This is a genomic window from Arthrobacter sp. C152, from assembly GCF_054890965.1.
This window is the reverse complement of sequence record NZ_JBTZSU010000026.1, coordinates 35,467-59,488: the sequence shown is the minus strand read 5'-3', so window position 1 is coordinate 59,488 and position 24,022 is coordinate 35,467. Positions and strand designations below refer to the sequence as shown.

The 24,022-nt window shown below is 68.9% G+C and carries 25 protein-coding genes and 1 pseudogene; 17 read left to right on the top strand and 9 right to left on the bottom strand.

Features of this window, described 5'->3' with window-relative positions; genetic code table 11:
* The 5 genes and pseudogenes from ACYSM9_RS16080 to ACYSM9_RS16060 all read left to right on the top strand — a co-directional run.
* A pseudogene (locus ACYSM9_RS16080) lies at positions 1–305 on the top strand (HNH endonuclease signature motif containing protein); the annotation flags it as partial.
* A gap of 460 nt (positions 306–765) precedes the next feature.
* On the top strand, positions 766–1,389 hold the full coding sequence (locus ACYSM9_RS16075; protein ID WP_461857959.1) for a hypothetical protein: 624 nt from the start codon (positions 766–768) through the stop codon (positions 1,387–1,389).
* A 57-nt stretch (positions 1,390–1,446) separates the two neighbouring features.
* Positions 1,447–1,974 carry an RNA polymerase sigma factor gene (locus tag ACYSM9_RS16070; protein WP_461857958.1) on the top strand — a complete coding sequence of 176 codons (528 nt, stop codon included), beginning with the start codon at positions 1,447–1,449 and terminating at the stop codon, positions 1,972–1,974.
* Entirely contained in the window at positions 1,971–2,507 is a 537-nt protein-coding gene (locus tag ACYSM9_RS16065) for a hypothetical protein (protein WP_461857957.1), read from the top strand. The genes ACYSM9_RS16070 and ACYSM9_RS16065 overlap by 4 nt, the downstream gene beginning before the upstream one ends.
* Positions 2,508–2,520: 13 nt before the next feature.
* The gene (locus tag ACYSM9_RS16060) at positions 2,521–2,703 is read left to right on the top strand and encodes a DUF4177 domain-containing protein (RefSeq protein ID WP_461857956.1); all 183 of its coding nucleotides are present in this window, start codon (positions 2,521–2,523) and stop codon (positions 2,701–2,703) included.
* A 15-nt stretch (positions 2,704–2,718) separates the two neighbouring features.
* Here ACYSM9_RS16060 and ACYSM9_RS16055 read toward each other — a convergent pair whose 3' ends face one another.
* Positions 2,719–4,104, bottom strand: coding sequence for an LCP family protein (locus ACYSM9_RS16055; RefSeq protein ID WP_461857961.1), 1,386 nt, complete (start codon positions 4,102–4,104; stop codon positions 2,719–2,721).
* A gap of 375 nt (positions 4,105–4,479) precedes the next feature.
* Here ACYSM9_RS16055 and ftsW point away from each other — a divergent pair, with 375 nt between their 5' ends.
* Both ftsW and ACYSM9_RS16045 read left to right on the top strand, forming a co-directional pair.
* A complete protein-coding gene (gene ftsW / locus ACYSM9_RS16050) occupies positions 4,480–5,733 on the top strand; it encodes a putative lipid II flippase FtsW (protein ID WP_461857955.1) in 1,254 nt (417 codons plus the stop codon).
* 22 nt (positions 5,734–5,755) lie between these two features.
* Complete coding sequence (locus tag ACYSM9_RS16045; protein WP_461857954.1) at positions 5,756–7,003, top strand: MFS transporter; 1,248 nt, start codon at positions 5,756–5,758, stop codon at positions 7,001–7,003.
* Between the two features lie 510 nt (positions 7,004–7,513).
* On the opposite strand, the gene ACYSM9_RS16040 is transcribed toward ACYSM9_RS16045, so the two are convergent.
* Both ACYSM9_RS16040 and aztA read right to left on the bottom strand, forming a co-directional pair.
* The gene (locus tag ACYSM9_RS16040; RefSeq protein ID WP_461857953.1) at positions 7,514–8,266 is read right to left on the bottom strand and encodes a GAF and ANTAR domain-containing protein; all 753 of its coding nucleotides are present in this window, start codon (positions 8,264–8,266) and stop codon (positions 7,514–7,516) included.
* A gap of 164 nt (positions 8,267–8,430) precedes the next feature.
* Entirely contained in the window at positions 8,431–9,153 is a 723-nt protein-coding gene (aztA, locus tag ACYSM9_RS16035) for a zinc ABC transporter ATP-binding protein AztA (RefSeq protein ID WP_461857952.1), read from the bottom strand.
* Positions 9,154–9,202: 49 nt separating this feature from the next.
* On the opposite strand from aztA, the gene aztB reads away from it, so the two are divergent.
* From aztB to aztD, 4 genes are all read left to right on the top strand, one after another.
* On the top strand, positions 9,203–10,042 hold the full coding sequence (gene aztB / locus ACYSM9_RS16030; protein ID WP_461857951.1) for a zinc ABC transporter permease AztB: 840 nt from the start codon (positions 9,203–9,205) through the stop codon (positions 10,040–10,042).
* Between the two features lie 25 nt (positions 10,043–10,067).
* Complete coding sequence (locus ACYSM9_RS16025) at positions 10,068–11,276, top strand: hypothetical protein (protein ID WP_461857950.1); 1,209 nt, start codon at positions 10,068–10,070, stop codon at positions 11,274–11,276.
* A gap of 11 nt (positions 11,277–11,287) precedes the next feature.
* The gene (gene aztC / locus ACYSM9_RS16020) at positions 11,288–12,265 is read left to right on the top strand and encodes a zinc ABC transporter substrate-binding protein AztC (protein ID WP_461857949.1); all 978 of its coding nucleotides are present in this window, start codon (positions 11,288–11,290) and stop codon (positions 12,263–12,265) included.
* Positions 12,266–12,327: 62 nt separating this feature from the next.
* Positions 12,328–13,548: a zinc metallochaperone AztD gene (gene aztD / locus ACYSM9_RS16015; protein WP_461857948.1), complete on the top strand. Its 1,221-nt coding sequence runs from the start codon at positions 12,328–12,330 to the stop codon at positions 13,546–13,548.
* A gap of 158 nt (positions 13,549–13,706) precedes the next feature.
* On the opposite strand, the gene ACYSM9_RS16010 is transcribed toward aztD, so the two are convergent.
* Positions 13,707–14,030 (bottom strand): hypothetical protein, encoded by a 324-nt coding sequence (locus ACYSM9_RS16010; protein WP_461857947.1) that lies wholly within the window; start codon positions 14,028–14,030, stop codon positions 13,707–13,709.
* Positions 14,031–14,202: 172 nt separating this feature from the next.
* Here ACYSM9_RS16010 and trxB point away from each other — a divergent pair, with 172 nt between their 5' ends.
* Complete coding sequence (gene trxB / locus ACYSM9_RS16005; RefSeq protein ID WP_461857946.1) at positions 14,203–15,180, top strand: thioredoxin-disulfide reductase; 978 nt, start codon at positions 14,203–14,205, stop codon at positions 15,178–15,180.
* 53 nt (positions 15,181–15,233) lie between these two features.
* Here the strand turns inward: trxB and ACYSM9_RS16000 are convergent, their stop codons facing one another.
* On the bottom strand, positions 15,234–15,575 hold the full coding sequence (locus tag ACYSM9_RS16000; RefSeq protein ID WP_461857945.1) for a thioredoxin domain-containing protein: 342 nt from the start codon (positions 15,573–15,575) through the stop codon (positions 15,234–15,236).
* A 214-nt stretch (positions 15,576–15,789) separates the two neighbouring features.
* On the opposite strand from ACYSM9_RS16000, the gene ACYSM9_RS15995 reads away from it, so the two are divergent.
* The 4 genes from ACYSM9_RS15995 (at position 15,790) to ACYSM9_RS15980 (ending at position 19,087) form a co-directional block, all read left to right on the top strand.
* The gene (locus ACYSM9_RS15995) at positions 15,790–16,416 is read left to right on the top strand and encodes a PAS and ANTAR domain-containing protein (RefSeq protein ID WP_461857944.1); all 627 of its coding nucleotides are present in this window, start codon (positions 15,790–15,792) and stop codon (positions 16,414–16,416) included.
* Between the two features lie 73 nt (positions 16,417–16,489).
* Positions 16,490–16,966, top strand: coding sequence for a hypothetical protein (locus ACYSM9_RS15990; RefSeq protein WP_461857943.1), 477 nt, complete (start codon positions 16,490–16,492; stop codon positions 16,964–16,966).
* A gap of 85 nt (positions 16,967–17,051) precedes the next feature.
* Positions 17,052–18,269: an MFS transporter gene (locus ACYSM9_RS15985; RefSeq protein WP_461857942.1), complete on the top strand. Its 1,218-nt coding sequence runs from the start codon at positions 17,052–17,054 to the stop codon at positions 18,267–18,269.
* A 116-nt stretch (positions 18,270–18,385) separates the two neighbouring features.
* The gene (locus ACYSM9_RS15980) at positions 18,386–19,087 is read left to right on the top strand and encodes an esterase/lipase family protein (protein ID WP_461857941.1); all 702 of its coding nucleotides are present in this window, start codon (positions 18,386–18,388) and stop codon (positions 19,085–19,087) included.
* Positions 19,088–19,150: 63 nt separating this feature from the next.
* Here ACYSM9_RS15980 and ACYSM9_RS15975 read toward each other — a convergent pair whose 3' ends face one another.
* Both ACYSM9_RS15975 and ACYSM9_RS15970 read right to left on the bottom strand, forming a co-directional pair.
* Entirely contained in the window at positions 19,151–20,572 is a 1,422-nt protein-coding gene (locus ACYSM9_RS15975; RefSeq protein WP_461857940.1) for a hypothetical protein, read from the bottom strand.
* Between the two features lie 97 nt (positions 20,573–20,669).
* Positions 20,670–21,146: a hypothetical protein gene (locus tag ACYSM9_RS15970; RefSeq protein ID WP_461857939.1), complete on the bottom strand. Its 477-nt coding sequence runs from the start codon at positions 21,144–21,146 to the stop codon at positions 20,670–20,672.
* Positions 21,147–21,370: 224 nt separating this feature from the next.
* Here ACYSM9_RS15970 and ACYSM9_RS15965 point away from each other — a divergent pair, with 224 nt between their 5' ends.
* On the top strand, positions 21,371–21,745 hold the full coding sequence (locus ACYSM9_RS15965) for a VOC family protein (RefSeq protein WP_461857938.1): 375 nt from the start codon (positions 21,371–21,373) through the stop codon (positions 21,743–21,745).
* Between the two features lie 65 nt (positions 21,746–21,810).
* Here the strand turns inward: ACYSM9_RS15965 and ACYSM9_RS15960 are convergent, their stop codons facing one another.
* Positions 21,811–22,716, bottom strand: coding sequence for a phosphatase PAP2 family protein (locus ACYSM9_RS15960; RefSeq protein ID WP_461857937.1), 906 nt, complete (start codon positions 22,714–22,716; stop codon positions 21,811–21,813).
* 94 nt (positions 22,717–22,810) lie between these two features.
* Positions 22,811–23,998: an MFS transporter gene (locus ACYSM9_RS15955; RefSeq protein WP_461857936.1), complete on the bottom strand. Its 1,188-nt coding sequence runs from the start codon at positions 23,996–23,998 to the stop codon at positions 22,811–22,813.
* Positions 23,999–24,022 lie beyond the last annotated feature (24 nt).

Here is a 24,022-nt window from a genome sequence, read left to right as displayed (position 1 = left end):
CCGACCACATCCTCGCCTGGGCCAACGGCGGCACCACCGGCATCAGCAACCTGGGACAACCCTGCCGGAAACACCACAGACTCCGCCACACCACCGGCTGAGAACCCACCCCGGCCACGAAAGACGAACCACCCGGCTGGACCTCACCCACCGGCCGCCACTACACCAGCGAACACCAGGACTGGGAACCACCCCACTGGCCCCCGGGCCTGCTGAACCAGGGCGCGAAGCCGCCGGACTTTGTCTACTTCAGCTCTTCCCCGGGAGAAGAAGCCCTCGAACGGTTCCTGCACGCCCCGGCATGACGGGGGCGGCGGCGCCCACCAGCGCCCTCACTGGATCCAGGCCGACTGGTAGACGTGAATCTCCTGTCCAAGCAATTGGGAGCGGTAACTTCCCGCCGTGTGTCCTGCCCACACTGCTGACGACGGGCCAAAGTGCTGAGTACGGGTGCACCCAACCGGCCAGGGTGGCCGAACAATTCGGGTACCCGCTACTCGTTTGTTGGGCCCTGCTCCTTCCATAGAATCCGGCCATCGGACGCGATGCTCCGCGCCCGGCAGCCGACCTCATCGGAAGGGGCATCCAGGGTGCGACGAGTACACAGCCTCTCCGGTGCGTTGCCGTTTCGGCCGAATCCACACTCCGACGGACTTGAGCGAATCTTTCGGCTTTCTGCGTCAGATTCGGGTCACCCCGGCGATTACCTGAGCATGGACGGGCTGTCCACGGGCACTGTCAGGACTTTTGAGTTGGGAGGGCTACATGTCTTTCTTCACCGCTATGGTGTCAAGCAAAATAGCGGCGGGGCTGCTGGCCGGAGGAACCATTGCCGCCGGGGGCGCAGCAGCGGCGTACACCGGGGTGCTCCCGGCACCGCTTCAGCAGGGCTCCCATGAACTGATCAATGCCCCCGCGCCCGGGCAAATGAAGGCCGCGGACGCTCCGGAAACGGATTCAGATGCGGCCGGCGGAGGTCCGGACGCGACGGGCCCTGCCGCGTTTGGGCTCTGCACTGCTTTTACCAACGGGGGACTCAATTCGGCCTCTACGGCCTACAAGTCCCTTGAAGCCGCGGCGGGCGGAGGCGGAATCGCCGATTACTGCAAGTCCGTGCCGGCGCCAGGCGAATCCGCCAAGCACCGTCCGGACGCCCCCGGAAATCCGGACAAGCCGGACAAGCCAGACAAGCCAGGAAAACCGGAGAGCCAGGAGAACCGGGACAGTCAGGAGAACCCGGACGCGGACCCTTCGTCGACCCAGCGGACGACGCCGGACCAGGCACGCGAGGGCCAGGTAAGCAAGGCACAGGCCAGCAAGTCCCAGCCAGCCACCGCGCAGGCCAGCAAGGGAGCCTCGCACAGGCCTGCCGCCGCAGGGGAACCCTAAAGCAAGGGGCGCAGGATGTCGTGGGCGCGGTTGCAGCGGCGGAACACTGGCGGCTACATGGCGCCGGGCGATGACGGCCGCGCGCTGACGTTCACCGACGTCTACCAATCCCTGTCCCGGGCCGTCGCAGGCTACCTGCGTGCCGGGGGAGTGGACGATCCCGAGGCCGTCACGCATGACGTCTTCCTGGCCCTCTACCCGAAGCTGGGGTCGGTCCACGGTGGAGCCGAGGGCATTCGGGTGCTGGTCTTCTCCATCGCCCACGCCCGGCTGGTGGACCACCACCGGCGGCGCGCCAAAACCGCCGATCCTGTGGAATATGACCCCGGCCGGGATCACCGCAGGAGCGCGTCGGCGGAGGAACAGGTGGTGGACGGCGACGCCGAAGCCAACGCCGTGGCGATGCTTGCAGGCCTCAGCCCGGACCACCGGGAAGTCCTGCGCTTGCGCATCATCGCAGAACTGTCCGTCAACGAGGTGGCCGGGATCATGCGCAAATCGCCGGCGGCCATCATGCAGCTCCAGCGCCGGGCGCTGGCCAGCCTCAGGAAACAGCTCACCGTAGAGAGCGGGGTGCCAGGATGAGCCCCGGCCACGCACCTTTTGACGAACGGAACGTCGATGAACTGCTCCTGGAATCAGGCTGGGGCGACGACCCAGGCCTGAAGGTCGCCCTCAGGGACCTGCGCTCCTTAGCGGATGGGCCCCCGGTTGCTCCCTCCACGCGGCTGGATGCCCTCATGTCACGGACCCCGATCAGCCTTGACGCGCGGCGCAAGCACCGCCGGACAGTGGTCACGGCGCTGATCGTGGCGGCCTCCACCGGGGCGGGGACGGCAGCCGTCGCCGCAACAGACTCCGGATTCCGCGAAACAGCACAACAAACCATCACCACGGTGGTGGAAGCCGTCACCCACGGCCACTCCGGCCGGCCGGCACCCGAGCACGGAACACCTGCCGGCAACCCGGGTTCGTCCGTGTCGCCCGCCCGGCTTCCGGAACTTCCCGCTCCCGCAGAGAACGCGCCCGGCCGATCCGGAAATGCCACCAGCGGGCCGGCTGCCACGCCACCGGCCCACGCAACGAAACCGTCCCCGGCCCAGCAACGGGGTCACTGAAAGAAGGTTCAGCATGGACAACAACCAGGAGTACGAGTACGTCACCATCCCCGTGGACAGCCGACCGCGGCAGCAGGCCAAGGAGCTGAAGAAGCTGGCCAAGGCAGGCTGGGAGGTGGTGGCCATCCGTCCCGGAACGATGTTCGCCAACCTCAGCGCAACGCCCCAGGCCCTGTGCCGGCGCGTCGTCAGCTGACCGGCGGCGCCGGCCTTAGTACCCCGCGGGGTTGGTGGATTCGCAGGTTTGGTCGCTGCCGGTCTGGGCCACCACGCTGCCCGAGGAGTCGGTGGACGACGGCGGGGCGGCGGGTTTGGTGCCGGTGGCGAAGTCCGTGCCGGCGTACAGTTGCACGCCCTGGACATTGCCCACCTGCTGGATGCTGCCTGCGGGCAGTCCGAACAGTGCCGCCACGTCTGTTGCCACGTCCTCGAACCCGGCGCCGTAGTACACCATGGTCTGGTCCCGCACCTGGGCCTGCAGTTTGGTCAGGTTGGTGAAGCCGGCCTGCGAGAGGATCCCGGCGATCGCCGTGCTGCGGCCCGTCACGCCGGTGCCGTTGGCAATCGAAACCGGCTGCAGCGACTTGTCATAGGCAGGCGCCGCCGGAGTCGTGGGCGCCGGCGCGGCAGATTCCGTGGGCGCGGCGGGCTGGCTCAGGTCCGGGTTGTTGCGCAGCGCGGTGAAGAAGTTGGCCGCGGCCGGCTCGTCCAGCGCCAGCCGGTTGGGGTCCTCGGGCGCCGGGACCGTGGGCGCCGTGATGAAGTTGACGCTGGCGGGGTCGATGTTCTTGAGCCGGTTGGCGATGGTCAGCAGGGACGGGACCGAGGACAGGCCGGAGTCCACCGTCAGGTTCTTGGTGACGGTGTCGGCGATGCTGAGCGTCTTCTGCGGGTTGGCCAGGGTCCCCTCGGACTTGAGTTTGCGGGTGAGGGAGGCCAGGAAGCCCTGCTGCGCCTTGATCCGGCCCAGGTCCCCGCCGTTGGCGAAGGCGTGCCGGGTGCGCAGGAACGCCAGCGCCTGTTCGCCCTGCACCTGCGAGGTGCCGGCGGGCAGGTGCAGCCCGGAATCGGGGTCGTTGACGGCGTCGCTCACGCAGACCTCCACGCCGCCGACGGCGTTGGAGAGTTCTTTGACGGCATTGAAGTCCGCCATCATGAAGTGGTCCACCTCCAGGCCGGTGAGCTTGTTCACGGTGTCCACCGCGCAGCCGATCCCGGCCTGGGCCATGGCGCTGTTGATCATGGCGTCCTGCCGCGCCGGGTACTTCTCGCCGGTCTTGGAATCGGTGCACGCGGGGACGTCCACGAGCAGGTCGCGGGGGAAGCTGATGACGTTGACGTGCTTGTTGTCCGCCGAGATGTCCAGCAGCATCATCACGTCCGACTGCCCGTACCCGGACGAGTCCTCCGCACTTCCGTACTGGCTGTTGTTGCCGCTCCTGGTGTCCGAACCGAGGACCAGGATTTGCAGCCGGTCCGTGCTGTCATTGGCGGTGCCCTCGGTCCGCTGGCCGCCGGCCGTCAGCTCTGAGGTGCTGAGGTTCGACTGCAGCCGCCACACCCAGTAGCCGCCGAACGCCAGCACGCCAAGGAGCATCACGGCCACGGCGGCGGTGAGGACTTTGACCCAGCGCGGCTTCCGGCGGGAAGCACGACGGCGGGACGTACTGGCGGCGAACAGCTCGCCTTGGCCGGGATAAGACAAGGGGCCGGAGCCGGTATGCTCCGTGCCGTCCTGCTCCGGGCCGGGGGAATTCTTGGGTCCGAGCACAGCAAAATAACCTTTGGAAGGGGGCAGGTGTCGGACGAGCCTACAGGGCGAAGCTGGCAATTCCCTCAGAACGGGCCGGAAGCGGCCCCGCCGTCACGCTTTCCGGGCCCGGGAGGCGTACCCTATGTCTTCGGTGGTGCCCGCTCCGGACGTGGAGCGGCGATGGGGGAAGCCTGCAGCCGCGGGCGAGGAAACGGACAGATGAATACAGGACAACAACAGCCGGCGAAGGTCCGTGCACCCCGGCGGCGGAAGCGGACCCTTGCGTTCCTGCTGGCCGACGACTCTCCAGGCCGCCTGCGGCCGGTCATCCTGGCGGCCGTCCTGTCACTCTCGGCGATCGGCCTCGTGGAGGTCGCATCGGCGTCGTCCGTGGAATCCGTGGCGGCAGGAAACAATCCGTACGACCTCCCGCTGAAGCAGGCCATGTGGACCGTGGCCGGCGTGGTGATCATGCTGGTGCTCGCGCGGCTGCCCGTGCAGCGGATCCGCAAGCTCGGCTGGCCGCTGCTGATCGGCTCCCTGCTGGCCCTGGTGCTGGTGTTCACCCCGCTGGGCATGTCCGTGAACGGCAACCGCAACTGGCTGAGCGTCGGAGGCTTCACCGCGCAGCCGTCCGAGTTCGCCAAGTTGTCGCTGATTGTGTGGGGCGCGGCCATCCTGGACCGGAAGCAGGCGCTGCTGGGGCAGTGGAAGCACGCGGTGGTCCCGGTGCTGCCGGCCGGCGGACTGATCATGGGCATCGTGGCGCTGGGGCACGACCTCGGCACCACCATGATCATCATGATGATCCTCGCCGCCACCATGTTCTACGGCGGGGTGCGGATGAAGGTGTTCTCCGTTGCGGGCCTGATCTGCGTGATGATCGCCCTGGTCCTCGCGGCCACGAGCGGAAACCGGATGGGACGCATCTTCTCCTGGCTGGGCATGGGCTCGGCCGAGGACGCGCAGGGCGTGGGATACCAGGCGACGAACGGCACCTACGCCCTGGCCTCCGGCGGCTGGTTCGGGCTGGGCCTGGGGCAGAGCCGGCAGAAGTGGAACTGGATCCCGGAAGCCCACAACGACTTCATCTTCACCATCCTGGGCGAGGAACTGGGCCTGGCCGGGACCCTGCTGGTGCTGTGCCTGTTCGCGATCCTGGCCATCGCCGTGTTCAAGACGATCGCCCGCACCCAGGACACCTTCTCGAGAATCGTGGCGTGCAGCGTGATCACGTGGATCCTGGGGCAGGCGGTGATCAACGTCGCCATGGTCAGCGGGCTTTTGCCGGTGATCGGCGTGCCGCTGCCGTTCATCTCCTACGGCGGTTCGGCCATGGTGTCCTCGCTGGCCGGAATCGGGATTGTCCTGGCGGTGACCCGGCCTGGGCCAGGGGGCGCCGGGGCCCCGAAACCGCGTCCCGCTGCTGCCGGGGTTCCGGCGGCCGGGCGCCGGCCTGAGTACCAGCGGTAGCCATGGGTCCAGGCGGCAGCCCATGAGTTCCGGCGCCAGTCCCAGGAATAACGACGGCGGTGCCCCCGTGGTGCCGATGACCGCCATCCGCTTCATCCTGGCCTTCGGGATCGTCAGTGCGCTGATGGATATGGTGTACGAGGGCGCCCGCAGCGTGACCGGGCCGTTCCTGGGTGTGCTGGGAGCGTCGGCGCTGCTGGTCAGCGTGGTCACCGGCGCGGGGGAGGCCGTGGCCCTGGTGCTGCGGCTGGTGTTCGGGCGGCTCGCGGACCGGCCCGCGCTGCGGTGGACGCTGGCGCTGGGCGGATACGGCCTCACCGCCTTGTCCGTCCCGCTGCTGGGCATCACCGATGCGCTGTGGGTCGCGTGCCTGCTGGTGCTGGCCGAGCGCCTGGGCAAGGCGGTGCGCAGCCCGGCGAAGGACACCATGCTCGCGGAAGCCGGCTCAGGGCTCGGGCGGGGAAAGGCCTTTGCACTGCATGAGGCGCTGGACCAGGCGGGCGCCTTCGTGGGACCTCTCCTGGTGGGTGCGGCCCTGGCGCTGAGCGGCAGTTACGGCCCGGGCTTCCTGCTGCTGGCGGTTCCCGGGCTCGCGGCCATGCTGATCCTTTTCCGACTGAAGCGGCAGGTTCCCGACCCCGGCGTCTACGAGACGGCGGTATCGGGCGGGCTGGCGCGTGGCGACGCGGCTGCGGAACCGGCCGCACCGGAAACTCCGCTGAAACCGGCACCGATGCCGCGGCAGTACTGGATCTACGCCGTGTTCAGCAGCCTCACCATGTTCGGCTACGCCACGTTTGGCCTGCTCTCGTTCCACCTGGTGTCCACCGGGCTCCTGCCTGCCGCGCTGGTCCCGGTGCTCTACGCGGTGGCCATGGGCGTCGACGCCGTGGCCGCCCTCGCCTCCGGATGGCTTTTCGACCGGATGGGGCTGAAGGTCCTCGTGGCGCTTCCCGTCCTGGCCGCGGCCGTCCCGTGGCTGGGGTTCAGCGACAGCACAGCGCTCGCCGTCACCGGGGCGCTGGTGTGGGGAGCGGCGATGGGCGTGCAGGAAAGCACCATGCGGGCAGCCGTCGCCGGGCTCGCCCCGGCCGGGCGGCGCGGCAGTGCGTACGGCATGTTCACCGCCTGCTACGGCCTGGCATGGCTGGCCGGAAGTTTCCTGATCGGGCTGCTCTATGAGCAGTCAGTGTTCATTCTGGCCGCCACCCTGACGGTCATCCAGGCGGCCGCCCTGGCGGTGTTCTTCACCATCCGCCATAGACGCTGAGGCGCTCCGAAGCCGGCTTGGCTGCACCCGAAAGCTCAGGCCGCCGCCCCGGACGGTTCGGGGCACTCGGTGCAGCTTACGCTCGCAACCAAAGCGCCGGCGTCGTCCTTCTGGAAGTGCGTGACGTGGTTAGTGGTCCTGCCGCACACGGGGCAGAAGCTCTGGCTTTGTTTTGTCCACATCCCTGAATAATACGGAAGCGGCCGGCAAACAGAAGAGCGGGAGGTCACGCATGTGGAACTCCGCAGCCATACCTTTACCTGATCTTGACCGAAACCGTTGGCGATCCTTCAGAAAACGCGCAGGGTGCGGGCGTAGTTTTGGGCCCATCAGGCAGTACAACGAAGTACGAAGGAGCGCAGGACAATGACCATCACCGATTACTTTGTGGCTCTGGGCGGCATGCTGGCTACGCTGGGGGCCACGGGCCTCGTGGCTGCCGGACTGATCCGGGCACGGGCGCGGCACTAAAACTTACCCGAAGGAACCCGGGCACCTTCCCGAGGGAACTCAGGCGAAGGTCTGCGGCTCCAGCTGGGCTGCCAGGGCGGCCGTGGGCACTGCCTTGAGGATGCCCTCGGCCACGCTGCGGACCTTCGCGTTCCGCTGCCGTGAGGCGCTGGCCAGCTTGCCGAAGGCCTCCGCGTACGAACAGCGGTTCTGCGCCATGATCACCCCGCACGCCACATCGATGGACGTCCTTCCCTCCAGGACTTCCCTGAGGTTGTCGCCTGCGCGGTTCACGCCGTGCACGTCCACGGCAAGTTTCAGGCTCTGCGAGGCCACGTCGGAGAAGACGTCGGCCTCGTGGACCTGCCTGGGGCTGAAGGTGCACCCTGCCGGAACAAGGAAGAGCAGCGAACCGGATCCTTCGCGGCCGAGGCGGAGGGGGACTGCCAGCGCAGCGCCGTAGCCGTGGTCCCGCAGCCGGTGCCGGAACACCCGCCAGCGGGACGAAGAATCGGTACTGCCGATGACGGCGGAGCGGGACAGCGCGCCCGGTGAGGTGGGGCCGTCCCCCTGGGCTTCTGCATCCGCGAGGGCTGCCGGGCCTGCGGCGTTGCCGGCGCTGAGGGTCGCGGAGCCCGGGCGGTGCAGCGTGACGGCGCAGCCGGTTTCCGTGTCCGACGTTCTTCGGAGTGCCGCGGCGGCAGCACAGGCGAGCCTGGACAGGGACCCTGCGTCGTCGTCGGTGTCCGTCACCAGGTCCAGCAGGAATCCCTGCCGGCCCTGCCCGTCGTCAGCTGGACCACCTGCCACCATCTACCCCCATCCGCTGCGCCGCGACGCCGGTGCCGCGGGTTTCCCTGAATCTATGGCGGAGCCGCGGCCGCAGCACGAGTAGCCGGTACTCTACTTTTCCGCGGCTCCGGCCGGGTGTACTTACCTGCCTGTCCAGGCCGCGGCGGCTGTGCGGTCCCGCCCGGTTACATCCTCCCCGCACGGTCCTGGCCCGTAGACGTTCCCGGGATTGCGGGGCGGAGGAGCCCCGGCGCGGCAGGTAACCGGGCAGGAGTGCACGCGCCCCACGTGTCCGAGGCGACCCGGCCGCCGTCGAGCGTCACCACCCGGTCCGCCCGGGCAATGTCCTGGGGGTCGTGGCTGGCTTCCAGCACCGTCACCCCGCGCCGGAGTTCATGCTCGACGGCGGCCCGGACCAGCAGGTGCGCCGTGCTGTCCAGGCCTGCCGTGGGCTCGTCCAGGACCAGGATGCCGGCACCCTGCGCCAGCCCCTGCGCGAGCAGGGCCCGCTGCCGCTGCCCGCCGGAGAGCTCCCGGAACTGCCGGCCCGCCAGGTCTGCAATGCCCATCCGCTCCATGGCGGAGTCGACCTCCCGGCGGTCCCGGGCGCGCAGCGGGAGCAGGCCCCGGCGGTGCGGCCAGCGCCCCATCGCCACCACCTGCCGGACGGTGACCGGCATGGCCTGCGGCGTGCGCGGCAGCTGCATCACGAAGGCCGGGCGCGAACCCACGTCCACCGTTCCCCGGGAGGGCCTGAGGATTCCCGCGGCCAGTGCCAGCAGGGTGGACTTTCCTGAGCCGTTCCTCCCGGCCACCGCCGTGTGCGTGCCGGGAGCCAACGCCAGCGACACCCCCTCAAGGACCTGCCGGTCCGGATAGGCATAGCCAACCCCGCTGAACATCATCATGCGCCCTCCATTGTTGAGAATCATTCTTATTAAGATACGCTGGGCCGCGATGGAATGGTTACTTGATCCCCTGGGCGCCTCGTTCGTGCAGCGCGCCATGCTGGGCGGCTGCCTGGTCGCCGTGTTCTGCGCCGTGGTGGGCACGTGGGTGGTGGTGCGCGGGATGGCTTTCCTGGGCGACGCCATGTCCCACGGGCTCCTTCCCGGCATCGCCGTCGCGTCCCTGCTGGGCGGCAACCTGCTGCTGGGTGCGGCCGTCAGCGCCGCGGTGACCGCGGCCGGCGTCTCGGCGATCACCCGGAACCGGCGCGTCCCGCAGGACACGGCCATCGGCCTGCTGTTCGTGGTGATGCTCTCGCTCGGGGTGATCATCGTCTCCGCGTCCGGCTCCTTTGCGGTGGACCTCACCGGGACGCTCTTTGGCGACGTGCTCGCGGTCAGCACGGACGACGTCGTGCTGCTCGCCCTGGTCTGCGCGGTTGTCCTGGCGGTGGCTGCCCTGTGCCACCGGCCATTCCTGGCCGCGGCCTTCAACCCGCAGAAGGCGGCGGGCCTGGGGCTGCGTCCCCGGCTTTCCCACTTTGTGCTGCTGGGGCTGGTCACCCTCGCGGTGGCGGCGTCATTCCAGGTGGTGGGAACGCTGCTGGTGTTCGGCCTCCTCATCGCCCCGCCCGCGGCAGCCCTGGTGTGGGCCCGGTCCGTCCATGGCGCCATGGTGCTCGGGTCCCTGCTCGGCGCCGCCAGCGTGGGGGCGGGCCTGTGGATCTCGTGGCACGCCTCCACCGCCGCGGGCGCCACCATCGCCCTCGTCGCCGCCCTGACCTACTTCGCCTCCGCCCTGGCCCGGACCGCCGTCCGCCGCCCGCCAGTCCGAAACCTGCCCGCCTGAACCACTGGAAATGGAACCCCTGACCGTGCCTCACCAAGCCGTGCCCCACCCCGCGATCCTCCTGCTCGCCCTTCCGCTGCTGCTGTCCGCCTGCGCTGCGCCGGACGCTGCCCCCGCCCAACCCGCTGCCACCCCGCACGGCTACGTCCGCGGGGCGCAGGAACACCCCGATCCGCAAACCGGCCTGCTCACGCTCAACGCCCGAACCGGGGAAGGGCAGCTGCTCTCCCTGGCCACCGAGGAAACGTCGGGCGCCGGCGCCGGCGGCCCGGTCAGCGGCGCCCAGGTGGACGGCCGCTACGCGCTGCTCACCACCGCGGCGGGGGTACGGGTGTTCGATACCGGCGCGTGGACCGTGGACCACGGCGAACACAAGCACTACTACAGCGCGCAGCCCCGGCCGGTGGGGGAGCTTTCGGTGCCGGATCCGGGAGCAGTGGCCGGAGACGGCAAGTCCATCGCCGTGGCCTCCCGGTCCGCCGGCTATGCGTCGGTGTACCGGCACCAGGACCTCGACGCCGGTTCGCTGGCCGAGGCATCCAGGATCACCATGTCTCCGCAGTCGGGGATGGTGGTCCCGTACGCCGGCCACTTCATCGCGTCAGCCGCCGATGCCGGGAGCACCACGGCGGCAGGGGTGGAGGTCCGCGACGCGTCGGACGCAGTCGTGCTGGGCCGGCAGGACTGCGCCGGCCTGGCGCACCACGCCGCCACCCGCGCCGGAGTGGTGTTCGCGTGCGCGGACGGCGCCCTGCTCATCACCGGGGAGGACGGCACCTTCGCTGCCGGGAAGATTCCGTATCCCGACGGCGGAGCGGGCCATCCGCCCGCCACCCGCCTGGAGCACCGTCCCGGCTCCAGCGAACTTGCCGGACCTGCCGGGGACTCCGGCGTCTGGCACCTGGATATAGCCGCGCGCATCTGGACGTACCTGCCCACGCCGGTGGCCGTCGTGGCCGCGTCCGCCGTGGGTGACGGGAAGCGGGTGCTGGCTGCCGGCGTCGACGGTTCCCTGCTGGCCCTCAACCCGGCCACCGGTGCGGTCACGGACCGGGCCGCCCTGCTCCCACCAGGCCCGGAGCACGTCCCGCAGCTGCGCGTCGATGCCTCGCGCGCCTACATCAGCGACCCTTCCCGTTCGCAGGTGCACGAGATCGACTATGCAGACGGGCTCCGCCTGGCCCGGACCTTCGGCGTTCCGGCGGCGGACTTCCTGCTGGAGACCGGGCTGTGAGGCCTGGTTTCGTGGCCAGGCCGGCAGCCAATCCGGCCGTGCGGCCGGTGGCACGAACGGCGGTGCTGCTCCTGGTCCTTTGCCTTGGGTACCTCGGGCTGGGCGGGGCATTGGCCGGCTGTTCCTCCGCCGCCCAGCGACCCACGGTGGTGGTGACCACCAACATCCTGGGCGACATCACCCGCAACGTGGTGGGGGACCAGGCTGACGTGGTGGTGCTCATGGGCGCCAACGCCGACCCCCACTCCTTCGGCATCTCCGCCCGGCAGGCCGCGGCCATCGAAAACGCGGACCTGGTCATCCACAACGGCGGGGGACTGGAAGAGAGCGTCCTCAACCACGTGGAAGCTGCCGCCGCGGAAGGCGTGCCGACGCTGGCGGCGCTGGACGCCGTCGAACCCCTGGCGTTCGGTCCGGGGGAACTGGCCGCCGGCGGTGCGCCCGGCGTCACTGCCGTGGACCCGCACTTCTGGACCGACCCGTCCCGGGCAGCCAGGGCCGCCGCGGCGATTGCCCGCGGCGTGGCCAGCCACGTGGACGGGGTGGACGCCGCCGTACTGCGCTCGCAGGAGGCCGCGTATACGCAGCAACTGGCGGGGCTGGAGACCTGGATGGAGGAACGGTTCGGCTCCATCGGGGCGGACCGGCGCAAACTCGTGACCAACCACCACGTCTTCGGTTACCTGGCACAGCGGTTCGGCTTCGAGGTGATCGGCGCCGTGGTCCCCGGCGGCACCACGCTTGCCTCGCCGAGTTCGGCCGACCTGAGCGGGCTCACCGCCACCATCCGGACCGCCCGCGTCCCGGCCATCTTCGCCGACTCCTCGCAGCCCGAACGGCTGGCCAGCGTGCTCGCCGCCGAGGCCGGGCAGGACATCGCCATCGTCCCGCTCTTCACCGAATCCCTGGGCGCCGAAGGCTCCGGCGCCGCCACCTACCTGGAGATGATGCGCACCAACACGGACCGCATCACCGGCGCGCTGTCCTAGGCGCGCCCCTGCACCACAGCCCGCAAGAACCCGCAACGAATCCCGATACGCAAAGGAACACCATGCATCACCGCACCACCGCCGTCCGCCTGCTCGCGGCGCTCACCGTCACGGGCCTGCTGCTCACCGGCTGCGGGTCCAACACCCCGCCTGCTGGCGGCGCGCCCTCCGCGGCCTCAACCGCTGCCTCAACCGTGGATACCGCCCAGCCGCGCCTCGTCACCACGTACGACGGCGGCATCCAGGTCCTGGACCCCGGCACCTTCGAGGTGCTGGCCGACTTCCCACTGGCCGGGTTCAACCGGATCAACCCCGCAGGCGACGGCCGGCACGTCATCATCTCCACCGCGAGGGGCTTCGAGGTACTGGACACCGGAGCATGGACCGACGGCGGCAGGCACTACGCCCAGGAACCCGCCATGACGGACATCGTGTTCCCCGCCACCAAGCCGGGCCACGTGGTCCGGCACGCCGGCAAGACCATCCTCTTCAGCGACGGCACCGGCGAGGTGACCGTCTTCAACTCCGCCGACCTGGTTGCCGGACAACCCCGCGCCGAAACACACCGGGCCGACGAAGCCCACCACGGTGTCGCCGTCGAACTCTCCAACGGCGAGCTGGTCCTCACGCTCGGGAACGACGAGGAACGCCCCGGCCTGGTGGTGCGGGACCGGGACGGCCGGGAAATCGCCCGGAACGAGGACTGCCCGGGCGTCCACGGCGAGGCCACCGCGGCCGGGGAAGCGGTGGTGATTGGCTGCCAGACCGGCGTCCTGGTCTACGCCGGCGGCGCCATCACCAAGCTGGCCAGTCCCACCGCGTACGGGCGGATCGGAAACCAGGCCGGCTCGGAGGAATCCGTGGTGACCCTGGGCGACTACAAGCAGGACAAGGACGCGGAACTTGAACGGCCACGCCAGATCTCGCTCATCAACACCCGGACGAAGTCGCTGGTGCTCGTGGACCTCGGAACCAGCTACAGCTTCCGTTCGCTGGCCCGCGGACCGCATGGCGAGGCACTGGTACTCGGTACCGACGGCGCGCTGCATGTCATCGATCCGGACACCGCAGCCGTGACCAACAGCTTCCCGGCCATCCCTGCCTGGGAGGAGCCGCTGGACTGGCAGCAGCCGCGGCCCACCATTGCCGTCAACGGCCATACAGCGTTCATCACCGACCCGGGCAGGAACACCATCCACGCCGTCGACATCGAAAGCGGAAAGGTGACCGGCAGCGGCACGGTCAACAACACCCCCAACGAGTTGGCGGTGGTCACGGGCTGACTCTTGCCCGTGGAGTGGGGGTTCCATCGAACCGAGAACACAGCCATCCGTATATTCAGATCCAGCTGTATTCAAGGCCCGGCGGAAGTAGTGGAAAAAGTGGAGGGTGTCCGGCAAGCCCTGGCCCGACGTATGGGCGCTGCGGGCTGCCGGCTGCCTTATGCGGCCAGGGGGGCGGCCGGTGCCGGCAGATGTCGGCGATCGGCCAGCACGCTGATGGAACAGGGTGCCTGCTCGGGGTCGATCATGGCGGGCAGGTGCCTGGTTTCGGAAGCGGCGTGGAGCATCTCCAGCGCCTCCTTATCCACCCAGGCGTGCGAGATATCGAGTTCCAGGTCCAGGCCGCCCTTGATGGAATTGGCCCGCTTCGCCACGACGTAGATGGCGTTGATGCTGTGGATGGTGATGTGCCCCTTTGCAATCACCTGAGCTTTGGCGTGGTCCAGATCCACCCGGACCGCGATGTTGAGCTTCGAATTCACGTTGTAAAGCCTTCCCCTGCATTGGCTGCGACGCTGCAGCTTCTTGCTTGGCCCGTTTGCTGGAGCCTCAATTAGATTAGGGAACGAATGTGATGCACGCAACACCGGCACCTTTATTACGACGAATGTTCTTTTCCCCCTGACCAGCAGCACCGGCACCGAAGGACACCCCATGAGCAACCACCAGCTGATCATCATCGGTTCAGGCCCCGCCGGCTACACCGCCGCCATCTACGCCGCGCGCGCCGGCCTGGCCCCGCTGGTCCTGGCCGGCGCGGTGACGGCCGGCGGCGCCCTGATGAACACCACCGAGGTGGAAAACTTCCCCGGCTTCCCGGAGGGCATCCAGGGCCCGGAGCTGATGGACGGCCTGCAGCAGCAGGCGGAAAGATTCGGCGCCCGGATAGAGTTCGACGACGCCACGTCCGTCGACCTCAAAGGTCCCGTCAAGCGCGTGGTCACCGGCGGCGGGGAAACCTACGAGGCCAGGGCAGTCATCCTGGCCACCGGCTCGGCCTACAAGGAACTCGGCCTGCCCGAGGAGAAGAAGTTCAGCGGCCACGGAGTGTCCTGGTGCGCCACCTGCGACGGGTTCTTCTTCCGGGAGCAGGACATCATCGTGGTGGGTGGCGGCGATTCGGCCATGGAGGAAGCAACCTTCCTGACCCGCTTCGGAAAGTCCGTGACCGTCGTCGTGCGCAAGGGCGAACTCCGCGCCTCCCGCATCATGGCCCAGCGCGCCAAGGACAACCCGAAGATCCGCTTCGCCTGGAACTCCGCGGTCACCGCCATCCACGGCGACGGAAAGGTTTCCGGCGTGACGCTCACGGACACCCGCACCGGCGACACCAGGCACCAGGACGCCACAGGCATCTTCGTTGCCATCGGCCACCTGCCGCGCACCGAACTGGTGGCCGGGCAGGTGGACCTGGACGGGGAGGGGTACATCAGGGTGGATTCACCCACCACCTGCACCAACCTCTCCGGCGTCTTCGCCTGCGGCGACGCCGTGGACCACCGCTACCGGCAGGCCATCACGGCTGCGGGCACCGGCTGCGCCGCGGCGCTGGATGCTGAGCGTTTCCTGGCCGCGCTGGAGGACGCCGCCAGCATCGCGACGGCGCTCGTGGAGGAACCGACACACAACTGACCGGTTTGCCCCGGCCGCCCGCCGGGGCCCGGCAGTTGCCCCCGTTTCCCGGGTCAGACGACCTCGGGAAGCCTTCCCGTTAACACCGAAACCGGCGCCGCGGACCAGCGCTCACGCTCCGGCTCATACGAAATCACCATGGAGGCGTCGTTTTCGCGCGCCTCGTCGATGGCGAGCAGCAGGGCGTCCTCCATGTGCCTGGCATACTCCAGCCGCTCGGGCAGGCTGCCCTGCAGCCCGCCGTCGTCAATGAGCACATGGCCCTTGCCGTCCACAATGACCTTCAATGAATACCCGCGGTCCTCGTGCAAGGACCCCCGGGTGGATGAAATTTCAGTGACTCGATCTGCCCGGACCAGCCCGTTGCCCAGCGTGCGGATCCACACTTCACCCATGAAATGACCTCCCCTTTGGCTGGAGGCGCGGTTCAGCGCCCCATAAGGCGAACGCTACTCCTCCGCGGGCCGTTTGTGACCCCTCAATTTCTGCGGGGAATTGCGGTATCCGGTGCGCCTTGTGTACCACAGATGACGGGACCGCGCGGCGCCGTTCGGTTATGGTGAATGCCGGCAGGTCAAGGAGGATGCCCTGGAAGTGTTGGAGGTTCGGATGTGGTCGAAGCTGGATACCTACCTCTATCCCCTCGAGCCTTCCAGCGGCTGCCCCTCGGGGACGTTTGAACTGGACGTGGCCTCGGGGAGCATGCTGTGGTCCGCGGGGATGTTCGGGATCCACGGACTGGCCAAGGGCGAGGTGGTACCCACTTTCGAGCTCCTGATGGCCCATAAGCACCCGCAGGACCGGGACCATGTCCGCGGGTTGTGGACGGACCTCCTGGACGGCGGCGGCCAGGGTGCGCTCCTGCACCGCGTCCTGGACGTCCGCGGCAAGGAGCGCCGCGTCTTTTCGGGCATCCAGGCCGAGGCGGATGCGTCCGGGCAGGTGCACCGGGCGCACGGCTTCATGGTCGATATCACCCAGAGCCTGCGCATCGAATCGCAAACCGCCGCCGCCGAGGCCATCGAGGGCGTGTACGCGCACAAGGCCGTGATCGAACAGGCCAAGGGCATCGTCATGGCCCTGCGCGGTGTGGATCCCGAGGCCGCGTTCAAGGTCCTTGCCGACCAAAGCCAGCACACCAATGCCAAGCTCCACCTGGTGGCCGGTGAACTCGTCGCGTGCGCGTCGAAGGGGAAAGCCCAGGAGGCCCTCGCCCGGTTCCGGGTTTCCCACTGACGCGCAGCCCAGGCGCGGCCGGACGGGACCTTCGGCACTTCTTGCCGCCAGGGCGCCGCGGCAGGCTGGTGGCATGGCGGACAGGGACTCCAGCCGGCCTGCCACCCGGGCCTCCACAGGGACTTCAACGCGGGTTTCCACACGCAGCGGCAGCATCGGCTCCGCCGTGGTCAATGCCCTGCTGCTGTACGGGATCAACGTCTGGCCCGGCTGGCAGGTGGTGCCCTTCCTGACGGTGGAGATGACCCGCGTTCTGGACCTCATCAACGCCTCCCTGATTGCGGGCATCATCGTCAACCTGGTTCTCGCGGTGGTCCGCTCAAGGCCGCTCATGGCCCTGGGGAACCTCGTGGTCCTGGGTATCGGGCTGGCAGCACTGATCCGGCTCTGGGAGGTCTTCCCGTTCGACTTCGGCACCGGTTGGTCCGGCTGGCCGGTGCTGGTGCGCGTCTTCCTGGTGCTGGGCATCGTGGGCTCGATCATCGGGGGCCTGGCGGAGATCGCCCGCCTGTTCCGGGGCACTGCCGGCTCACGGCAGCCTTCTCGCTGAGTGGCGCACGTGGCCGCCGGGCCTGTGCTGCGGCTCACCGGTGTCCACGCCGCCCGGGGAAGGGGGCGGCCATAGGATAAATCTGATGACTTCCCCGGATGATCCCCAGCCGTTCAGCCTGCGCACCATCGCCGTCGCGGCGTTCGGGCCCACGCTGCTCTTCGGCATCGGGCAGGGAGCCATCCTTCCCGTCGTCGCGTTGTCCGCCCGCGACCTGGGCGCGTCCGTGGCCGTGGCCGCCCTGGTCGTCACCCTCATGGGCCTCGGATCCTGGTTCTTCAACCTGCCCGCCTCCCTGGTGACCCTGCGCTTTGGCGAACGCTGGTCCATCGTGGGCGCCGCCGTCGCGGCCGGCCTGGCGCTGGCGGCCGCTGCCCTGTCCTCCCTGGCACCGAACGGACTGTGGCTGCTCGCGGTGGCGATGGCCGTCGTCGGAATGTCCGGGGCGGTGTTCGGCCTGGCCCGGCAGAAGTACCTCACCGAGGCCGTGCCGGTGGAATTCCGCGCCCGCGCGCTCTCCACGCTGGGCGGCGTGAACCGCATCGGCGTGTTCATCGGCCCGTTTGCCGGTGCGGCGGTGATGCAGTTCTTCGGCCTCGCCGGCGCCTACTGGGTGGGGGTTGCGGCCATGGCGGCCGCGGCGCTGCTTTCGCTCACCATCCCGGATCTTGCGACGCCGGACCCCGCCCCGGGCGGGCACGCCGGCCCGCAGCCCACGCTCCGCAGCGTGGCGGTGTCGCACGCGGGCGTGTTCCTTTCCCTGGGCGTGGGCATCCTGCTGCTCAGCGCGCTGCGCTCCTCCCGGCAGGTGGTGATCCCGCTCTGGGCCGACCACCTGGGCATGGATGCGACGTCCGCGTCGCTGATCTACGGCCTGTCCGGCGCCATCGACATGCTCGTGTTCTATCCGGCCGGCAAGCTCATGGACCGCAAGGGCCGGCAATGGGTGGCCGTTCCGTCCACGCTGCTGATGGGAACCGCGCTGCTGCTGATCCCGCTGACCGGTTCCTTCGTGGGCCTGCTGCTCGCGGCGTTGCTGATCGGCTTCGGCAACGGCATCAGCTCCGGGCTGGTGATGACGCTCGGCGCGGACTTCTCGCCGGACCGCGGGCGCGGCCAGTTCCTGGGCCTCTGGCGTTTCATGGCAGATGCCGGCTCAACCGGCGGTCCGGTGCTTCTGTCCGGGGTGACGGCCCTCGCCTCGCTGGGGCCGGGGATCTCAGCCACCGGCATCCTGGGGTTCGCCGCGGCGGCCGTGTTCGCCGTCGTGATTCCCCGCCTGAAGCACCGCCGGAACTACTAGTTGCTCCATCAGATATGGTCCCTAAAGAAGGGGTGTTAAGGACCGCATCGGATGGAGCAACCGTGTTTGGCGCGCTGGTTGGTGGGTAGGGCGATCGGCGAGGTTATCCTCATCACATGAGTGAAACGGGCACCACCGCTCGCGTCAGTCCACTGCAGAAGGCCGTGTGGTGGGCGCAGGATTACGTGTACGCCGGCATCTGGCAGGTCCGCGGCTTCCTCTCGCGGGTGCAGCCGGGGTCCTTCCGCGACGGCACCCGGGCGCCGGTGCTGATTATCCCCGGCGTGTACGAAAACTGGCAGTTCATGATGCCGCTGATCCGCAGGATCCACGACGCCGGGCATCCCGTGCACGTGGTCACGGTGCTGCAGCGCAACAAGATGCAGGTCCCGGAGGCGGCCAAGCTGGTGGCCCAGCACCTGGAGGAGGCGGGCCTGCGGAACGCGATCCTGGTGGCGCACAGCAAGGGCGGGCTGATCGGCAAATACGCCATGCTGCAGCTGGACCCCGAGCACCGGATCGACCGGATGATCGCCGTCTGCGCACCGTTTTCAGGCTCGCGCTACGCCCGGTACATGCTGCTGCCCAGCCTGCGGATTTTCTCGCCGCGCCACCCTCTGACGCTCCAGATGGCCCGGGAGGAAGCCATCAACAGCCGCATCACGTCCATCTACGGCCCGTTCGATCCGCACATTCCCGAGGGGAGCGTCCTGCCCGGCGCCACCAACATCGAACTGCCGGTCGCAGGGCACTTCCGGATTCTGGGTGACTCCGAAACCGCCCGGATCATCGTGGAGCAGTTGAGCCTGCCTGCCTGAGTCCATACGTACCAACGCCCTGGACATCCTCGACGCCGCGCTGGTGCGGCGGAAGTAGGCCGGCTACTCGACGTTGAAGGAGTTGCTGGTGTCCGAAGCGAGCGTCCCGCTTGTGGCGGTGAGGGTGCAGCCTGTCGCTTTCCCCGCAATCTGCAGGTCCGGGAAGCTGGCCGCCCCCGAAATTGTCGGGACGGTCAGCGCGCTGGTGGCCTTGAGGGTGCAGTTGGACTGGATGGTCACGGCCGCTGTGCTGTCGGTGGCATTGCCGAACGCGTCCAGGATGCGCGCCGTCACCGCGGGAGTGATGTTGACGTTCTTCAGCACGCTGGTGGGCACGGGGTCCAGCTTGAGTATTCCGGCGGCGGCCGCAGTAATGGTTGCGGTGATGGCCGGCGGGCTGGTGAGGCCAGTGGCGGCCGCGGTGATGGTGGCCGTCCCGGCTTTGGTGTCCCCGTAGAAGAACGACGCCGACGCAGAGCCGGTGCCAATGGTCACCGTGGTGGTTTTGGTTCCGTTTGCAGTGGCCGAGAAGAAGCCGGCGGTGCTGGAGGATGCCAGGGTGATGGTGGTGCTCCCCGTGGTGGCGGGGTTGCCGTAGGCGTCCTGGCGCTGCAGGGTCACGGGACCCAGGAGGGCCGCGGAGGAGGCGGTGCCGGCGAGGGAAGAGCCCGCGGTGACCACCAGTTTGGTCGCCGTTGCGGCGATGACTGAAAAGCTGCTGCTGGTGGCGCCGGAGTAGCCGGTGCTTGATGCGGCCAGCGCGTAGCCGGTCGCTGCCTTGTTGATGGAGAGTCCAGTGAAGGTGGCCACCCCGCTGGTGTTGGTGCTGGCCGTCAGGGTCCCGGACAGGGTTCCCCCTCCCGGGTTGGTGCCGATGCTGAGGGTGACCGGCACGCCGCCCATCAGGACCGGAACTCCCGCGGCGGTCTGCAGCTGGACGGTCAGGGTGCCGAGGCTTGCCCCTGCCGTCACGCTGGCAGGTGGCTGTGCGGTGAAGGCCAGTTTCGCCAGGCTGGAGACGGTGACCGTTCCACTCAGGGTGCCGGCGGCGGTCCATGACCGGTAGACGGCCGTGACCTGGTACCGGAAGGTCCCGTCCGGGACGGACACGTCAGAGCAGGACGTTCCCGTGATCAGGGTGGAGGGGCTGGAACCGCAGGCCGCCGCGGTCGCGGTGCCGGTGGTCCGGGTGACGTAGTAGCCGGTGGGGGCCGGCGTGCCGGCCGATGCCGTCCAGGACACCGCCACGGTGGGACCGCTGCTCGCCGGCACCGAAACGTTGGTGGGCGGAAGCAGGGTGGCGACTGCCGCCGTCGTGCTTCCCTGCCCTAAGGCGGCCCAGTACGCTGCCGCGGGTGCCGCGCCCAGGAGGACGGCCAGGAAGAGGACGACGGCGGCCGCGGCACCGGAGCGTGCGGCTCCGTTAAGGACCACCAGCTCCCGCCGAAGGCCCTGATGGGCTTCGGGGGAGCTGGTGGCGGGCATGGGACCTTCCGTCTGTCGGCCTTGGGGGGTGTCGGCGGACTTACCATCGCGCCAGGAGGCTAACGCTCTGGGTCAGGAACGTCAGTCCCTGCCCTTTTCAGCTGGCCGAGAAGTACAGCGGGACCGAGGCGCCTTTGCAGCCGTCCTGGTTCACGCCGGGCCTGTCGATCATCTGAAGCGTCACGGTGCCGGTGGCGGTGGCGCCGGCGGCGAGTTCGGTCGCGGTGAAGATGGGGGTGCCGACGGTGAAGTCAGCCGCGGAGCAACCGGAGACCGCAGTCCACGCGCCGCCGCTCGAGGTGAGGACCGCCGCGGTGACGGCCGAGACCTTCTGGACGCCGGCATCCGACGGGTTGGTCACCGTGAAGGTGAAGGTCTGGGTGGGGCCATTGGGGGAGAGGGCGCCCCCCGCCACGGTGCTGGAGATGGTGAAGGCCTTGGAGGTTCCGGCGCTGGTGGTGCCGCTGCCGTTGCCGGCCGCCGTCCAGTAGGCGAAGGCGGCGCCGCCGCCGATGGCGACCAGGGCCACCGTGGTGCCGATGATGCGCTTCCTGCGTCCTGCAATCCTGCTCATGTCGTTCTCCTGGAAAATTTTGCGGTGATCCGCTGAGACCTGGTGAGCCTTGGCGGCTCCGATGGGATTACTCTGCCGGAGCCGGCTCAAATTACAGTGCCGGAATCACTCAAGGTTCTGTCAACGTTGGATCTGCCGGTCTTGAGCCATTTCTGCGAAGAAACCGCAGGTCAGATGCCTGTCATTGCTGACCGGAATCGCGGGCGCTCCCTACACTGGGTCCCATGGCATGCCGTATCAGTGAACTGGTCCTCAACTGCTCCGACCCCGAAACGCTCGCGCGGTTCTGGAGTGACGTCCTTGGCTACGTCGAGCTCGACAGGGAGGACGGGGCCATCGAGATCGGTCCCGAGTCAGGCTTCGGCGGCCTGCAGCCCACCATCATCCTCAGCCCCAGCGACAACCCCCGCACGGGACGGCTCCCGCTGCACATCGACATCAACCCCACAGACCGGGACCAGGACGCCGAACTGGAACGGCTGCTGGCCCTCGGTGCCCGGCCGGCCGACGTCGGGCAGACCGGCAACGAGCAATGGCACGTCCTGGAAGACCCCGAAGGAAACGAATTCTGCCTCCTGCGCAAGCGGCTCGAGGCCTAAGCATTGCCGGGATAGGCCCGGGAAGTGATCGGGCGTCTGGGTTTACCTGGCGGCGCCTGCATCCATCACGGATGCGCCTGTTCCCAGCGCCGTGCCGCGAACGCGAAGAGTGACGTGGTGGCCACCGTTGCCAGGTAGCCCGCGATGACGATCAGCGAGATGCCCGCCCAGAAGTAGTTGGTGGTGCTGCCCTCCTGCCATGGACTGGGCGCGATCAGGATCAGCGAGTAGGCGGCCACTGCGGCCGACGCCAGCCCGATCAGCACGGGCAGCACCAGCCAGATCCGGGCCGAACCGATATGGCGGTTGAAGCCTTCCCACGAGTTCCACGACCCGCGGCGCAGGATCAGCCAGCCTGCCGGGATCATGAAAGCGCCCACCAGCAGGAACGCGGCCACCACGTCGGCGGGCCGGTGCCACTGGTTGATCAGCGTGGAGACCCCCGAGGCAATGGCGAACGTCCCGCCGATGAACCCGGCCATGGGCCGCCAGCGCGGCGACGCCATCAGGAACACCGCGGCCGCCGCGGACGCCGCCAGCGTGGTGTGCCCGGACGGCAGCGAATTCAGCTCAAGGGTCAGCACGCCCTTGTCAGGCCTGGCCGGCAGCACGTCCTTCAGCACCTGGGTGGCCACGTTCGCGCCAACGCAGGCGGCGACGGCGATCCCCGCCTCGGCCCAGTGCCGCCGGATCACGGTGACGAACAGGACCACGACGGCGGCCATCACCAGTGAAATGGTGGGCAGCAGGTCCAGGAACTGGGTGGCGGCCTTGCCGGCAGGCCCGTGTATCTCCACCGCCTCGGCCAGCGCCGACTCGTCGATGAACTGGCCTGTGGTGGTCTGCACGAAGAAGTAGTACGTGGCCACCAGCCCGGCAATGCACGCCAGGGTGGACAGCACGAACAGGAAACCGGAGCCCGGCGCGGGGCGGGCTGGTGTCCGGATCGGTGCTCGGGAGGTGGAAGCCATTGTTTAAGGTTGGCACAAAAAGCTGGAAGGCCGCTCGGGGACGCAACTGGGTAGCAGTTGTTGTCGTTTTGGGCCTCCAAAACGACAACAACTGCTACCTAGTTGGGTTGGACGGGCTGGCCGGGGAGGCGGGCGGCAGCTTGGGAATGCTGGCCGAAGCCACCAGCACCGCCAGGGCGGCGAGCCCGACCGGCAGGGCCGTGGCCGTGGCGATGGCGCCGACCAGCAGCGGGCCGCCGGCGTCGCCCAGTTCGCGGCCCAGCTCCGCCGAGCCCATGGTCCGGCCCATCCGCTCCGGCGGCGTAGTGTCGGCAAGGTGGGCGAAGCCCAGGGGAGTGGCCACACCGATGCCCGTTCCGATCAAAGCCGCGGCAACGAAAATGGTGACCACGCCCGGGGCGGCCGCAACCATACCCACGCCCGCGGCAACCAGCAGCAGGCCCGTCGTCGTGCCCTTCTTGTCGGTGACCGCGCCCCTGTCCCGCAGCCTGCCGATCCACGGCTGGGTCAGCACCGAACCCAGCGCCACCACGCTCACCGCCGCAGTGCCCGCGAGGGCGTCCAGGCCATGGCGGGCAGCAAGCGCCGGCAGGAAGCCGACGGCGGCACCCAGTGCGCCGGTCGAGGCGGCCAGCACCAGCGTGGGGACCAGGAAACGGCGCTCGCCCACCTGCCGGGCCAGGTCCATCACCGTGTAGCGCTTCCGCGGCAGCGGCTCCAGGTGCGGCACGGAAACCAGCACCCACACCGCCGTGACCGCCGCCAGGCCTGACAGCGTCCCGAACAACAGCGGAAAGCCGCCCGCGTAGATCAGCCCGGCGCCCAGCGGCGGGCCGATGATGTAGCCAAGGCTCTTCCAGGACCCGTACCGGCCAAAGTAGGTGCCCGCCTTCCCGCCCCGGGCCATGCGTGCCACCATCGCGGACGACGCCGGCGAGAACGCGGACGCCGCGGCGCCCTGGCCCAGCCGGGCCAGGGCGAGGATGAGGGGGTCTGCCGCGCCGAGGCCGATCAGCGACAGCGCGGCGAAGGCCAGGAGGCCGCCGACGACGACGGGCTTGGCTCCGATGCGGTCGCTGAGCGCGCCAAAGACCGGCTTCAGGAACACCTCGGCGACGTCGTAGAGTGCCAGCAGGATGCCCAGGTTCAGCAGGGTCAGGCCGATATTGCCGCTCTGCGAACCCAGCCCTGCCGCGATGCTGTGGGCGCCGAAGGCGGTGACGAAGGCCGCCGCGTACAGGGGCGCCGTCGACTGGCGGGTGGCTGGGGCGTTGACAGGCATGGTTGGGACTTTAGTACCTTCACA